General features: G+C 65.0%; 11 protein-coding genes. 4 read left to right on the forward strand and 7 right to left on the reverse strand.

The genetic code is table 11. From position 1 onward, the window contains the following. Window positions 1–6: 6 nt before the first annotated feature. Complete coding sequence (locus AC3WLC_RS08810; RefSeq protein WP_493683547.1) at window positions 7–1,062, forward strand: 2-dehydropantoate 2-reductase; 1,056 nt, start codon at window positions 7–9, stop codon at window positions 1,060–1,062. A 16-nt stretch (window positions 1,063–1,078) separates the two neighbouring features. Beyond that, on the forward strand, window positions 1,079–1,909 hold the full coding sequence (locus tag AC3WLC_RS08815; protein ID WP_493683548.1) for a fumarylacetoacetate hydrolase family protein: 831 nt from the start codon (window positions 1,079–1,081) through the stop codon (window positions 1,907–1,909). A gap of 8 nt (window positions 1,910–1,917) precedes the next feature. On the opposite strand, the gene AC3WLC_RS08820 is transcribed toward AC3WLC_RS08815, so the two are convergent. The 7 genes from AC3WLC_RS08820 to AC3WLC_RS08850 all read right to left on the reverse strand — a co-directional run bounded on the left by AC3WLC_RS08820 (window position 1,918) and on the right by AC3WLC_RS08850 (window position 11,148). Then, entirely contained in the window at window positions 1,918–2,673 is a 756-nt protein-coding gene (locus AC3WLC_RS08820; protein ID WP_493683549.1) for a GntR family transcriptional regulator, read from the reverse strand. A 169-nt stretch (window positions 2,674–2,842) separates the two neighbouring features. Further along, the gene (gene sucD / locus AC3WLC_RS08825; RefSeq protein ID WP_493683550.1) at window positions 2,843–3,772 is read right to left on the reverse strand and encodes a succinate--CoA ligase subunit alpha; all 930 of its coding nucleotides are present in this window, start codon (window positions 3,770–3,772) and stop codon (window positions 2,843–2,845) included. Window positions 3,773–3,897: 125 nt separating this feature from the next. Beyond that, on the reverse strand, window positions 3,898–5,094 hold the full coding sequence (gene sucC / locus AC3WLC_RS08830) for an ADP-forming succinate--CoA ligase subunit beta (protein WP_493683551.1): 1,197 nt from the start codon (window positions 5,092–5,094) through the stop codon (window positions 3,898–3,900). Between the two features lie 298 nt (window positions 5,095–5,392). Next, window positions 5,393–7,570, reverse strand: a complete 2,178-nt coding sequence (locus AC3WLC_RS08835) for an acetate--CoA ligase family protein (protein WP_493683552.1) — start codon at window positions 7,568–7,570, stop codon at window positions 5,393–5,395. Window positions 7,571–7,915: 345 nt separating this feature from the next. Beyond that, complete coding sequence (locus tag AC3WLC_RS08840) at window positions 7,916–8,428, reverse strand: tripartite tricarboxylate transporter TctB family protein (protein ID WP_493683553.1); 513 nt, start codon at window positions 8,426–8,428, stop codon at window positions 7,916–7,918. A gap of 97 nt (window positions 8,429–8,525) precedes the next feature. Next, window positions 8,526–9,548 (reverse strand): Bug family tripartite tricarboxylate transporter substrate binding protein, encoded by a 1,023-nt coding sequence (locus tag AC3WLC_RS08845; RefSeq protein WP_493683554.1) that lies wholly within the window; start codon window positions 9,546–9,548, stop codon window positions 8,526–8,528. A gap of 85 nt (window positions 9,549–9,633) precedes the next feature. After that, on the reverse strand, window positions 9,634–11,148 hold the full coding sequence (locus AC3WLC_RS08850; RefSeq protein ID WP_493683555.1) for a tripartite tricarboxylate transporter permease: 1,515 nt from the start codon (window positions 11,146–11,148) through the stop codon (window positions 9,634–9,636). A gap of 266 nt (window positions 11,149–11,414) precedes the next feature. On the opposite strand from AC3WLC_RS08850, the gene AC3WLC_RS08855 reads away from it, so the two are divergent. Together AC3WLC_RS08855 and oxc are read left to right on the forward strand one after the other, a co-directional pair. Next, window positions 11,415–12,101: a GntR family transcriptional regulator gene (locus AC3WLC_RS08855; protein WP_493683556.1), complete on the forward strand. Its 687-nt coding sequence runs from the start codon at window positions 11,415–11,417 to the stop codon at window positions 12,099–12,101. Between the two features lie 61 nt (window positions 12,102–12,162). Next, window positions 12,163–13,899, forward strand: coding sequence for an oxalyl-CoA decarboxylase (gene oxc / locus AC3WLC_RS08860; RefSeq protein WP_493683557.1), 1,737 nt, complete (start codon window positions 12,163–12,165; stop codon window positions 13,897–13,899). The last annotated feature ends 11 nt before the right edge of the window (window positions 13,900–13,910 follow it).

The following is a 13,910-nucleotide window of genomic DNA, read 5'->3' on the forward strand; positions in this document are numbered from 1 at the left end:
GGCCCGATGAAGATCTGCATCTACGGCGCCGGCGCGATCGGCGGCTATATGGGCGTGATGCTCAAGCACGGCGGGCTCGACGTCTCGCTCGTGGCGCGCGGCGCTCATCTGGAGGCGATCAAAGCCAGGGGCCTCACCCTCGTCACCAAGACCGGGACGATCACCGAGCAGATGCCGGCGAGCCGCGATCCGCGCGATCTCGGCCATCAGGATTATGTGATCATCGCGCTCAAGGCGCACCAGGCCTGGGAGGCGGCAGAGGATCTGAAGCCGCTGCTCGGTCCGGACACCGCCGTCGTCACCGCCCAGAACGGCGTGCCGTGGTGGTATTTCCACGGCCTGGACGGTCCCCATGCCGATCTGCGCTTGCGCAGCGTCGATCCCGGCGACCGGCAGTGGAATGCGATCGGCCCCGACCGTGTCATCGGCTGCACGGTCTACCCGGCGACCGAGATCACCGAGCCCGGCGTGATCAAGCACATCTATGGCGACCAGTTCGGCCTGGGCGAGCCCAATCGCCGGGAGAGCGAACGGTTGACGCGCTTCGCCGATGCGATCGCCGCCGGCGGCATGAAGCCGAGGCTCTTCACCGATATCCGCGACGACATCTGGCTCAAGCTCTGGGGCAATCTCTGCTTCAACCCGATCTCGGCGCTGACCCATGCGACGCTCGACATCGTCGCGACCGATCCGGGAACGCGAGCGCTCGCGCGCAACATGATGCTGGAGGCCCAGGAGATCGGCGAAAGGCTCGGCGTCAACTTCCGCGTCGATGTCGAGCGCCGGATCAATGGCGCGGCGGGCGTCGGCGCCCATCGCACCTCCATGCTCCAGGATCTGGAGAAGGGCAGGCCGCTCGAGATCGACGCCCTGCTCGGCGCGGTCCAGGAGATGGGGCGCCTCGTCGAGGCCCCAACGCCTTACATCGACGCCGTGCTCGGGCTCGTCCAGCAGATGGCGAGCGTGAAGGGGCTTTATCCGACGTTCCCGCCCGAGGCGCTTGCCGGGGAGGGAGCGGCCGAAACCGCGCTGGAGCCGCGGCTCCAGCTGGCCGCCTCGTGACGGGAGGGGCGGCGCCATGTTGAACACGACAATCGAGCGGACTGCGCGGACGGAGAATGCCCAGGCGAGCGCACGTTGGGTGCGCTTCTTATTTGCGGGTCGCGAACGCTTCGGCACCCTCGCCGGGGGAGTGATCGCGATCCACAGCGGCGACCTGTTCGCCGGCGCACGGCCGACAGGCGAGAGGGTGCCGCTCGACGAGGTCACGCTGCTGGCGCCGAGCACGCCGTCCAAGATCATCGCGCTCTGGAACAACTTCCACGCGCTCGCCGCCAAATTGTCGAATCCGGTGCCGGCGGAGCCGCTCTATCTGATGAAGGCGCCATCCAGCGTGGCAGAGCCGGGCGCGACGATCGCGCGGCCGCCATCCTATGCGGGCAAGGTGGTCTATGAGGGCGAGCTCGGTATCGTCATCGGCCGCCGCTGCAGCGAGGTCACGCCGCAGGAGGCCGGTGAATTCATCTTCGGATATACCTGCGTCAACGACATCACCGCGCTGGACCTGATCGCCGCCGACCCGACCTTCGCGCAATGGGTACGAGCCAAGAGCTTCGATGGCTTCGGCCCCTTCGGGCCGGTGATCGCGACTGGCCTCGATCCGCGCGAGCTGACGGTCCGGACGCTGCTGAACGGCCAGGAGCGCCAGAACTATCCCGTTGCCGACATGATCTTCCAGCCGCATGAACTGGTCAGCCGCCTGTCGCATGACATGACGCTGCTGCCGGGGGACCTGATCTGCTGCGGCACCTCGCTCGGCGTCGGCACCATGAAGGAGCCGGTCAACACGGTCGAAGTGACGATCGAGGGCATCGGCACGCTAGCCAACGCCTTCGTGCAGGGCGGTTGATCCGCGCTTCAGTCGAAGATGTCGGCGTGCTGGTCGACGAAGGCCGCGAGGCCCAGCGTGTGCTCGCGCGACAGGCGTTCCGCGAGGGCGACGTCGCGCTGCTCGAGCGCCTCGATGATCTGCAGATGGTCGACGATGGAGCGGCTGGCGCGGTCTTCGCGCCCGATCGTCATCTGGCGGATGCCGCGCACATGCAGCAGCAGGTTATCGGTCATCTCGATGAGCAGCTGCGATTTGCTCAGCCCGATCAGGGTCTGGTGGAAGAGGAGGTTGGCCGACGAGTATTCGCCGACATTGTCGGACGGCTTGTGCGCCTCGTCGAAAGCCTTGAACAAGAGGCGAAGCCTGCCGATCTCGGCGTCGCTGGCGCGCTCGACGGCGAGGCGTGCGGCCATGCTCTCCAGCGCCGCCCAGGCCTGGATCATTTCGACGATCTCGCTCTTGGTCTTCTTCAGGACCATGATGCCGCGGCGTGGCAGCGACTTCACCAGCCCTTCCTGTTCGAGCATCGCGACGGCCTCGCGCACCGGCGTGCGACTGACGCCGAGCTGCTCGGAGAGCTGGCGCTCGTCGATCCAGGTCGGCTCCGGCGATCCATAGATGTCCATGTTGATGATCGCCTGCTTCAGCGCTGCGTAGACCTTGGTCTTGAAGGTTGCCTCGGGCGCGAAGCGCTTGAGCTCTAGGCCCTGCGTCGCGGTGGCGGATGTGGTGGTGGCGCTGGGGACTTTCACGATCGCTGCTCCTGCATTGCTGCAGCGCATAGCGCCGGATGCGCTCCGCGTCCATGTAAGAGGTCACGCTGATTGCCGTAGGGGCAGACAAAAAGAAACCCCGCGACCAGAGGGCTGCGAGGTCTTCAGTGCAGGAGGTCGGGCCCCCCGGCTGTCGGAAAGCTACGACAGCTATGGCTGAGAACGCTGTGCTGTAAGATCAGAACGACCACTCGATCTCGGCGCAGCGCTTCTTGATTGCGACTTCGCCGCTGAGCAATTCGACCAGCGTCTTGCCGAGGCGCGCCGGCGAGGGCGAGACCCGGATGCCGGCCGCTTCCATCGCCGCGATCTTGTCCTCGGCGCCGCCCTTGCCGCCCGAGATGATCGCGCCGGCATGGCCCATGCGGCGGCCGGGAGGCGCCGTGCGGCCGGCGATGAAGCCGACCATCGGCTTGGACCGCCCGCGCCTGGCTTCATCCCTGATGAACTGCGCCGCGTCCTCTTCGGCCGAGCCGCCGATCTCGCCGATCATCACGATCGACTCGGTCGCGGGGTCGGCGAGGAAGAGTTCGAGCATGTCGATGAATTCGGTGCCCTTGACCGGGTCGCCACCGATGCCGACCGCCGTGGTCTGGCCGAGCCCCTCGCAGCTGGTCTGGAACACCGCCTCATAGGTCAGTGTGCCCGAACGCGAGACGATGCCGACCGAGCCTCGCTTGAAGATGTTCGCCGGCATGATGCCGATCTTGCTCTCGCCGGCGGTGACGATGCCCGGGCAGTTCGGCCCGATCAGCCGCGACTTCGAGCCGGAGAGCATGCGCTTGACCTTGATCATGTCCATCACCGGGATGCCCTCGGTGATGCAGACGATCAGCGGAACCTCGGCGTCGATCGCCTCGCAGATCGCGTCGGCCGCGCCCGGCGGCGGGACGTAGACGACGGAGGCGGTGGCTCCGGTTCTCTCCTTCGCCTCGGAGACCGTGTTGAAGACGGGCAGGCCGAGATGGCTCTGGCCGCCTTTGCCAGGGGCGACGCCGCCGACCATCTGCGTGCCATAGGCGATCGCCTGCTCGGAGTGGAAGGTGCCGTTCTTGCCGGTGAAGCCTTGGCAGATGACCTTGGTGGTCTTGTCGATCAGGATGGACATGTTAGCTCCCCCTAGATCACGTTGCATTGGCGCGGTCGCGTCTCAGTGCAGAAGGCGTGATCGTTTTTGGTTGTTTTGAGCATTTCCTCTACGGGAAACCTGTTCTCGCGCTGTCGCGCCGTGCTCTAGTTCTTGCGCACCGCTGCAACGATCTTCTGGGCGGCGTCGTCGAGATCATCCGCCGGGATGACGTTCAGGCCGGAGGTCCGGATGATCGTCTTTCCATCCTCGACATTGGTGCCTTCCAGCCGAACCACCAGCGGAACCTCGAGGCCGACCGTCTTCACCGCCGCGATCACGCCGCGGGCGATGACGTCGCATTTCATGATGCCGCCGAAGATGTTGACCAGTATGCCCTTCACATTCGGGTCGGCGGTGATGATCTTGAAGGCCGCGGTGACCTTCTCCTCGGAGGCGCCCCCGCCGACATCGAGGAAGTTTGCGGGCGATTCCCCGTAGAGCTGGATGATGTCGAGCGTCGCCATGGCGAGGCCCGCGCCATTGACCATGCAGCCGATCGTGCCGTCGAGGGCGATATAGGCGAGGTCGTGTTTCGACGCCTCGATCTCCTTGCTGTCCTCTTCGGTCTCGTCGCGCAGCCTGTAGACGTCCGGATGCCGGTAGAGCGCGTTGTCGTCGAAGGAGATCTTGGCATCGAGGCAGCGCAGCTTGCCGTCCTTGGTGACGATCAGCGGGTTGATTTCGAGCATCGCCATGTCCTTGGCGACGAAGGCCGCATAGAGCTTGCCCGTCAGATCCTCGGCCTGCTTGGCGAGGTCGCCGGAAAGGTGCAGCGCTTCGGCGACGGTGCGGCCATGCAGCGGCATGATGCCGGTCGCCGGATCGACCGAGAAGGTCTTGATTTTCTCGGGCGTGTCATGGGCAACGGCTTCGATGTCCATGCCGCCTTCGGTCGAAACGACGAAGGAAATCCGCGAGGTCTCGCGGTCGACGAGCATGGAGAGATAGAATTCGCGATCGATCAGCGAGCCGTCTTCGATATAGAGGCGATTGACCTGCTTGCCGGCCGGACCGGTCTGGACGGTGACGAGCGTGTGGCCGAGCATCTGCTGGACGAACGCCTTCGCCTCATCCACCGATTTCGCCAGGCGCACCCCGCCCTTCTCGCCGGCTTCGGGCTCCTTGAAGGTGCCTTTGCCGCGGCCACCGGCATGGATCTGCGACTTGACCACCCAGACCGGGCCGCGCAGCTGCTTCGCCGCGGCCTCGGCATCCGCAGCGGTCAGTACGGGAAATCCGTCCGGGACGGGCACCCCGAATTCCCTCAGCAACCCCTTCGCCTGATATTCATGGATGTTCATCGCGATCTCTCTCGAAGTTCGGGGAGAGCGACCGGGCCTTTCCGCGGCGCCGGCCATTCGGAACAGAAGCCTTGGGTATTGGACAGGGCAGCTACATCGCCGAGGCCTATCAATCGCTTCGGCTGCAGGACGAAGCGCTTCCCTTCCCCCTTGTGGGGAAGGGAGAGGGATGGGGGTGGTTCCGCCTGGCGCGCGCCCACCCGGTCGTTCGACCCCCACCCCGACCCCGCCCCACAAGGGGGAGGGGCTCCCGCGCTTACATTGCTGCCAAGGCGCAGCGTCCGGTCGGAAGCGCTACTCAGCCCTTGATCAGGCCGGCGGCGCGCGCCCACTTGTACTTGGCGCCGAGCACCTCGACCGGCGTCTCCGTGGTGTACGGATAGGCCACGATGCCGTGGTCGTAGAGCTTCTCGCAGGCCTTCTCGACTTCGACGTCGCCGACCAGCGAGGCGACGATCGGCTTGTCGATGCCCTTGGCGCGTGCCTCGGTGACGACCTCGATCATCTTGTCGGCGAAGACCAGCGGCGGGGTCACGATCGTGTGCCAGTAGCCCAGGATGAGCGCGTGGATGCGCTCGTCATTGAGACCGAGGCGGACCGTGTTCTGGTAGGTCAGCGGCGGCTCGCCGCCAGTGATGTCGACCGGGTTGCCGGCGGCGCCGAAGGGCGGGATGAACTTGCGGAAGGCCGCGTCGAGATCATCCGGCATCTTCATCAGCGTCAGGCCGTTGTCGAAGCAGGCGTCCGAGAGCAGCACGCCGGAGCCGCCGGCGCCGGTGATGATCAGGACGTTCTCGCCCTTCGGGGCCGGTAGCACCTGCACGCCGCGGGCATATTCGAGCATGCCGCGCAGCGAGGGCGCGCGGATGACGCCGGACGCCTTGAGAATGTCGTCATAGATCTTGTCGTTGCCGGCGAGCGCGCCGGTATGCGAGGCGGCGGCCTTGGCGCCGTAGGCGGTGCGCCCGGCCTTGAGCACGATCACCGGCTTCTTCTTCGAGACGCGCTCGGCGACCTCGGAGAAGGCGCGACCGTCCTTCAGGTCCTCGCAGTGCATCGCGATCACCGAGGTGTTCGGATCCTGCTCGAAGAAGGTCAGCAGATCATCCTCGTCGAGGTCCGACTTGTTGCCGAGGCCGACGATCGAGGACACGCCCATCTTGGTCGACCGCGCAAAGCCGATGATCGACATGCCGACGCCGCCGGACTGCGAGGACAGGGCCGCCTTGCCCTTGACGTCGAAGGCCGTGCAGAAGGTCGCGCAGAGGTTCTCCGGCGTATAGTAGAAGCCGTAGATGTTCGGTCCCATGATGCGGACATTGTACTTGCGGGCGGTCGCCAGCAGCTCTTCCTGCAGTTCGGGCTCGCCCGACTCGGCAAAGCCCGAGGGGATCATCACCGTGCCGGGCACGCCCTTGCGGCCAACCTCGTCCATGGCGCCGTTGCAGAGCTTGGCCGGCACCGCGAAGACTGCGACATCGACCTCGCCCTCATAGTCGAGGATCGACTTGTAGGCCTTGATGCCCTCGATCGTGTCGGCCTTCGGGTGCACGGGAACGATCGTGCCCTTGTAGCCGCCATTGATCAGGTTCTTCATCACCGAGTTGCCGATCTTGCCGGCCTCGTTCGAGGCGCCGATCACCGCCACGGCCTTCGGATGGAAGATGCGGTTCATCGCCGTGACGATGGCGTCCTGATCCGGGCGGAAGCGCTCCTTGCGCGCCTCGAAATTGCAGACGATGCGGGCATCGACTGCGGTCGCGCCGGATTTCGTCGCGAAGACGGGGTTGAGGTCGAGCTCCTCGATCTCCGGGAAGTCGTCGAGCAGCGCCGAGACCTGGACGAGGATCGAAGCGAGCGCGCCGCGGTCGACGGCTTCGCCGCCACGCACGCCGTCGAGCATCTCCTTGGCCTTGATCGAGCCGATCATGTCGAGCGCCTGCGTCTCGTTGACCGGCGCCAGGCGGAAGGTCAGGTCCTTCAGCACCTCGACGAGCACGCCGCCGAGACCGAAGGCCACGAGCTTGCCGAAGGAGGGGTCGGTGATCGCGCCGATCAGCGTCTCGGTCGCGCCCGTGGGCAGCATCTGCTGGACCTGGATGCCTTCGATCTTGGCGTCGGCCTTATACTTCCTGGCATTGGCCAGGATCGTGTCATGGGCGCGTCGCGCCTCGTCGTCGCTCTTGACGCCGACGATCACGCCGCCGGCATCGGTCTTGTGCAGGATGTCCGCCGAGACGATCTTCATGACGACGGGATAGCCCATGCCGCCGGCGAGCCTGGCGGCCTCGTCGGCCGATTTGGCGAGGCCTTCCTTGGGCAGCGGGATGTCGTAGGCGTCGCAGACCAGCTTGGCCTCCGGGGCCGTCAGGCTGGTGCGGCCATCGGCCTTGACGCCGTCGAGGACCTTGCGGACCGTCGCCTGGTCGACGTCTGCTTCGCGCGGGCTGATCTTGAGGGCTGCCTGGGTCACCATGATGCACTTCCTCCCATGGAATTTTCTTTGCTGAGCCATCGTCGGGCTGGCCGTTTGCTTCGGCGCGTTCGCTCGATCGGATCTTAGTTGGTATTTGGCATGCCAATATTCGTTACTGTCAAGAGGCTATCGGCGCTCGGCCGCCTCAATTTGGCATTTTGCATGCCAGTGACGGGTGGCGCCTGGAGCTCATCGATCGGGGGCCCCGTCGATGCTGCTCGTGCCGAAGGCGCCGAGTAGGGAAGGCCCGCCGACTGGCGAGAGGGTCGCAAGGTTTGCGCCGTGCGGCCCCGGCCCCGCGATCCATCTGCGCTGAGGGCAGGGGCCTTCGGTTCGCGGCGCGAGTCAGTATCCGAGCGCGGTTTCCAGCGGTCCCTTGGGCAGCGGCACCAGGAACCAGACCTCGAACATCATGAAGTTGACGATCGCGATGCCAAGCGACACGGCCGCGGCTTTCCAGACCGGGAACTTGCCGAAGAACACCATGAACGCCCCGATATAGATCGCGGCCGAGACATAGATGCCGATATAGTTCGTCGCCAGCACGAAGACGACGGCGGGGACGAAGATCGCCGCCATGCGCTTGATGCCCGGAATGGTCGTCGCGACCTTCTCACCGCTCGGCGTGTGCGGCAGGGCCTGGGCCAGATTGACGAGAGAGGCGAGGGCCATCGCCACGACGATGTAGAACGGGAACAGGCCGGGCTGCGGCCCTTCGTTCGGCTTCCAGGCGATACCGAGCCGCAAGCTGTCGGTTATCACGATCGCCGCGACGACCAGGAAGAAGATCGCGACCGCGATGTCCAGGGTGCGATAGCTGACGAGCGGACGTTCTTCGGTTTCTTCGTTGCTGCTCATTGTCTTGCTCCTGACTGGCTCCCGCTCCCGGCGCCAGCTCCGCGATGGTTGGGCGATCGGAGCGCGATCGCTTACGCCGCGCTCCGTGCTGTCGGGCTCACTGGGTCGCGAGGAAGCCGGCGTTCTTCATCAGGTCGGAATGCAGCGTCTCGGCACTGGTGAGCCATTTGTCGAACTCAGGGCCGCTCATGAAGGTCTGGTTGAAGGCTCCCTTCTCCATGAAATCCTTCCAATCCGGCGTCGCCATCACCTTCTTCAGCAGATCGACATAGAAGGCGACCTGCTCGGGCTTGGTATTCTTGGTGGTGAAGATGCCGCGCAGCATCTGGTACTCGACCGGCAGGCCCGATTCCTTGCAGGTCGGGATGTCGCTCCAGGCTTCCTTCTCGGTGACCTTGGCGGTGTAGGTCGAGCGCTGTGCATCGAAGATGCAGAGCGGGCGCAACTGCCCGGCGCGCCATTGGCCGACGGCCTCGATCGGGTTGTTCACGGTCGAGTCGACATGATTGCCGACGAGCTGCACGGCGACCTGACCGCCGCCGGCATAGGGCACATAGGTGAACTTCTTGCCGCCGGTCTGCAGTTCGACCGCCGCCGTTACGATCTGGTCTTCCTGCTTCGAGCCGGTACCACCCATCTTGAACTGGCGGTCATCGCCGGCCTTCACCGCGTCGATGTAATCCTTCGCCGTCTTGTAGGGCTTCTCGCTGTTCGTCCAGAGGATGAACTGGTCGAGGGCCAGCATCGCGACCGGCTTCATGTCCTTCCAGTTGAAGGGCGAGCCGGTGCCGAGCGGGGTCGTGAACAGATTCGACAGGGTGATGGCGATCTTGTGCGGATCGTTCGCACTGGCCTTCATCTCCAGGAAGCCTTCGGCGCCCGCGCCGCCGGCCTTGTTGATCACGATCAGCGGCTGCTTCATCAGATTGTGCTTCTGGACGACGCCCTGGATGAAGCGCGCCATCTGATCGGCCCCGCCGCCGGTGCCGGCCGGGATGACCAGTGTCACCGGCTTGCTCGGCTCCCATTTCTGCTGCGCCAGGGCTGGCGAGGTCAGGCCGGCGCTCGCCGCCAGCGCTACCGCAATTGTCCTGGTCTTGGACACTCCCGTCCGGATCATCACGCTTCCTCCCTTGAGGCGGCTTTGGTGCCGCGTTGGTAAAGTCATGAAGGCGACTATGTTGCGGGAACCGGCCCGCGCGGCCTCAGGCAGCGCGGGCGACGGCGTGGTTGCTTGAGAGTTTCGCGCGCAGCGCCTGCAGGGCCGGCCAGAAGGCCATCACCAGGCCGAGCGTCATGATCCCGCCGCAGAGCCAGTTCGACCAGAACACGCCGACATTGCCCTGCGAGACCAGCATGGCCTGGCGGAAGGAGCTCTCGGCCTGGTCGCCGAGCACGAGCGCCAGCACGAGCGGCGGCAGCGGGTAGCGCAGCTTGTTGAAGAGATAGCCGAGCACGCCGAAGACCAGCATCATCCAGACGTCGAACATCGCGTTGTTCACGGTGTAGGCACCGATGGCACAGACGAAGACGATGGCCGGCGCGATGATCGAGAAGGGCACACGCAGGATCGCGGCGAAGAAGGGCACGCAAGTCAGCACCATGATCAGGCCGACGACGTTGCCGAGATACATCGAGGCGATCAGGCCCCAGACGAAGTCCTTCTGCTCGACGAAGAGCAGCGGGCCGGGCTGCAGACCCCAGATCAGCAAGCCGCCGAGCAGCACCGCCGCGGTTGGCGAGCCCGGGATGCCGAGCGTCAGCATCGGCAGCAGCGCGGCGGTGCCCGCGGCGTGGGCGGCGGTCTCCGGCGCCACCACGCCCTCGAGCTCGCCCTTGCCGAAATTGTCGCCCCGCTTCGACAGGCGCTTGGCGATGCCGTAGCCCATGAAGGAGGCCGGTGTCGCGCCACCCGGGGTGATGCCCATCCAGCAGCCGACGATGCAGCTGCGGAGGAAGGTCAGCCACATCCTGGGCAGCTGTTTCCAGGTGCGGATGACCGCGTCCATTCGCAACTTGGCGGCGGCACCGTTGAATTTCAGCCCGTCCTCCATCGAGCAGAGGATCTCGCCAATGCCGAACAGGCCGATGACGGCGACGAGGAACTTGAAGCCGTTCAGCAGCTCGTCTTGTCCGAATGTCATCCGGAGCGTGCCGGTGACGCCGTCGAGGCCGACGGAGGCGAGCGCGAAGCCGAGGCACATCGAGGCGATCGTCTTGAACGGCGAGCCCCGGCCCATGCCAATGAAGCTGGCGAAGGTGAGGAATTGCACGGCGAAGAACTCGGCAGGACCGAACTTCAGGGCGAATTTCGCGACCACCGGCGCGAGGAAGGTGATCAGGCAGACGGCGAAGATCGCGCCGACGAAGGAGGCCGTGAAGGCGCCGACCAACGCCTCGTCGGCCTTGCCGTTCTGCGCCATCGGATGCCCGTCGAAGGTCGTCGCCACCGACCAGGGCTCGCCGGGAATATTGAAGAGGATCGAGGTGATGGCGCCACCGAACAGTGCGCCCCAGTAGATGCTGGTCAACAGGATGATCGCCGAGGTCGGCGGCATGGTGAAGGTCAGAGGCAAGAGAATGGCAACGCCATTCGCGCCGCCGAGCCCGGGCAGAACGCCGATGACGACACCAAGCGTGATGCCGATGACCATGAGCAGGATGTGGTAGGCGCTGAGAGCAACGGCGAATCCGCCGAACAGGGCGTTCAGTTCATCCATAGCGCTTCGTCCCCATAAAATGGCCTTGTTCAGGGACCGCGCAATGACCAACGCAGAGCTGACTGGCCTTGTTTGAGTTAGCCTAGGATGAAACTTCGTGGCATGCAATATGCCATATTTGGATGCGCTGCAGCATAATAATTGCCGGATTTCGGCCGTTGCGTCACCATTTCTTTCATTATATGGTATGCCAGAAACCACCGCCCTGTGACGCGTGCTGCGGACGGGCGGGTCTCGGACAAGGCAAAACGGAAATCGACGTCGCAATGATCAAGGCACAGCTTGAAATTCAGCCGATCGAGGAGGTTCAGAGCCTCAAGAGCCGTACCTACGAGGCGCTGAAGATCGCGATCGGTGCGATGAAGATTTACGACGCGGGCGCCGAGCTTCGGCTCGACGAGCGTGCGCTGTCGCTTCAGTTCGGTGTCAGTCGCACGCCGCTGCGCGAGGCCCTCGCCCAGCTCGAGCAGGAGGGGCTGGTCAGGATCGCACCGCGCCGCGGCATCTTCATCGTGCGCAAGACCAAGGCCGAGATTCTCGAGATGATCACTGTCTGGGCCGCGCTCGAGAGCATGGCCGCCCGGCTCGCCACCGAAGTCGCTTCCGATGCCGAGATCGCCAGGCTGCACGGCCTCGTCGACGCCTTCGACAGTGACGCGATCGAAGAGCATATGGGCGAGTATTCCGACGCCAATATCCGCTTCCACGCGGCGATCATCGCGCTCTCCGGCTGCAAGCTCATCGCCGAGATCACCAACGGCCTGTTCACGCATGTGCGCGGCATCCGCCAGCGCACGATCTTCGAGAGGGATCGGGCCCGCCGTTCGATCGTCGATCACAAGGAGATCATCGAGGCACTAGAGACCCGCAACGGCGAACGCGCCGAGCGCCTGGTGCGCGAGCATACGCTCAAGCTGCGCCAGCACGTCGAGCAATTCGTCCAGCTCGACTGAGCCGGACCAAGATCAACAGCAAAAATCACCATAAGAAACAATCGACTAGGGAGAAAGCGGGATGTCCGCAGTCGTACAAAGCATCTCTTCTGCCGCGCCCGAAACGGAGCGCGAGCTGACCGACGGCTTCAACCTCATCATCGATGCGCTGAAGCTCAACGGTCTCGATACGATCTATGGCGTGCCGGGGATTCCGATCACCGACTTCGGCCGCATGGCCCAGGCCGCGGGCATCCGCGTGCTCTCGTTCCGCCACGAGCAGAACGCCGGCTATGCCGCCTCGATCGCTGGCTTCCTCACGAAGAAACCCGGTATCTGCCTCACCGTTTCCGCGCCCGGCTTCCTCAATGGCCTGACCGCGCTCGCGCATGCCACCACGAACTGCTTCCCGATGATCCTGATCTCGGGCTCGTCGGAGCGCGAGATCGTCGACCTGCAGCAGGGCGATTACGAGGAGATGGACCAGCTCGCCGTCGCCAAGCCGCTCTGCAAGGCGGCGTTCCGCGTCCTGCACGCGCAGGACATTGGCATCGGGCTGGCGCGCGCGATCCGCGCCGCGGTCTCCGGCCGGCCCGGCGGCGTCTACCTCGATCTGCCGGCGAAGCTGTTCGGCCAGGTGATGGACGCCGAAGAAGGCCGCAAGTCGCTGGTCAAGGTCATCGACGCCGCGCCGGCGCAGCTTCCAGCGCCGGACTCGATCCAGCGAGCGCTCGACGTTCTGAAGGGCGCCAAGCGGCCGCTGATCATTCTCGGCAAGGGCGCTGCCTATGCCCAGGCCGATGACGCGATCCGCCAGCTCGTCGAAAGGAGCGGCGTTCCCTTCCTGCCGATGAGCATGGCCAAGGGCCTGTTGCCGGATCTCCACCCGCAATGCGCCGGCGCTGCGCGCTCGACGGTGCTGAAGGATTCCGACGTCGTCATGCTGATCGGCGCGCGCCTCAACTGGCTGCTCTCGCACGGCAAGGGCAAGAGCTGGGGCGACCAGCCGAAGAAGTTCATCCAGATCGACATCGAGCCGAAGGAGATGGACTCCAACGTCGAGATCGTCGCGCCTGTAGTCGGCGATATCGGCTCCTGTGTCTCGGCCCTGCTGGACGGCATGGGTGGAGCCTGGCCGGTGCCGCCGGCTGACTGGACATCGGCGGTCGCCAAGAAGCGCGATGAGAACGTCGCCAAGATGGCGCCGCGCCTGATGAACAACAACGTGCCGATGGATTATCACGGCGCGCTCGGCGTGCTGCGCACGATCATCGCGGAGCGGCCTGACGCCATCCTGATCAATGAAGGCGCCAACACGCTCGATCTCGCCCGCGGCGTCATCGACATGCATCAGCCGCGCAAGCGCCTCGACGTCGGCACCTGGGGCGTAATGGGCATCGGCATGGGCTATGCCATCGCCGCCGCCGTCGAGACCGGCAAGCCCGTGCTCGCCGTCGAGGGCGACTCGGCCTTCGGCTTCTCCGGCATGGAGGTGGAGACGATCTGCCGGTACGCCCTGCCGATCTGCGTCGTCATCTTCAACAACAACGGCATCTATCGCGGCACCGACGTCAACAGCGCCGGCGACGATCCGGCCACGACCGTGTTCGTCAAGGATGCGCGCTACGACCGCATGATGGAGGCGTTCGGTGGCGTCGGCGTCAACGCGACCTCGCCCGACGAGCTGAAGCGTGCCGTCAACGCGGCGATGGACAGCCGCAAGCCGACTTTGATCAACGCGGTGATCGATCCGACCGCCGGCAGCGAAAGCGGCCGCATCGGCAATCTCAATCCGCAAAGCGCACTCAAGAAGAAGTAAGGGAGGACTCA

The organism is Allobosea sp. GW821-FHT03A12 (genome assembly GCF_058986765.1).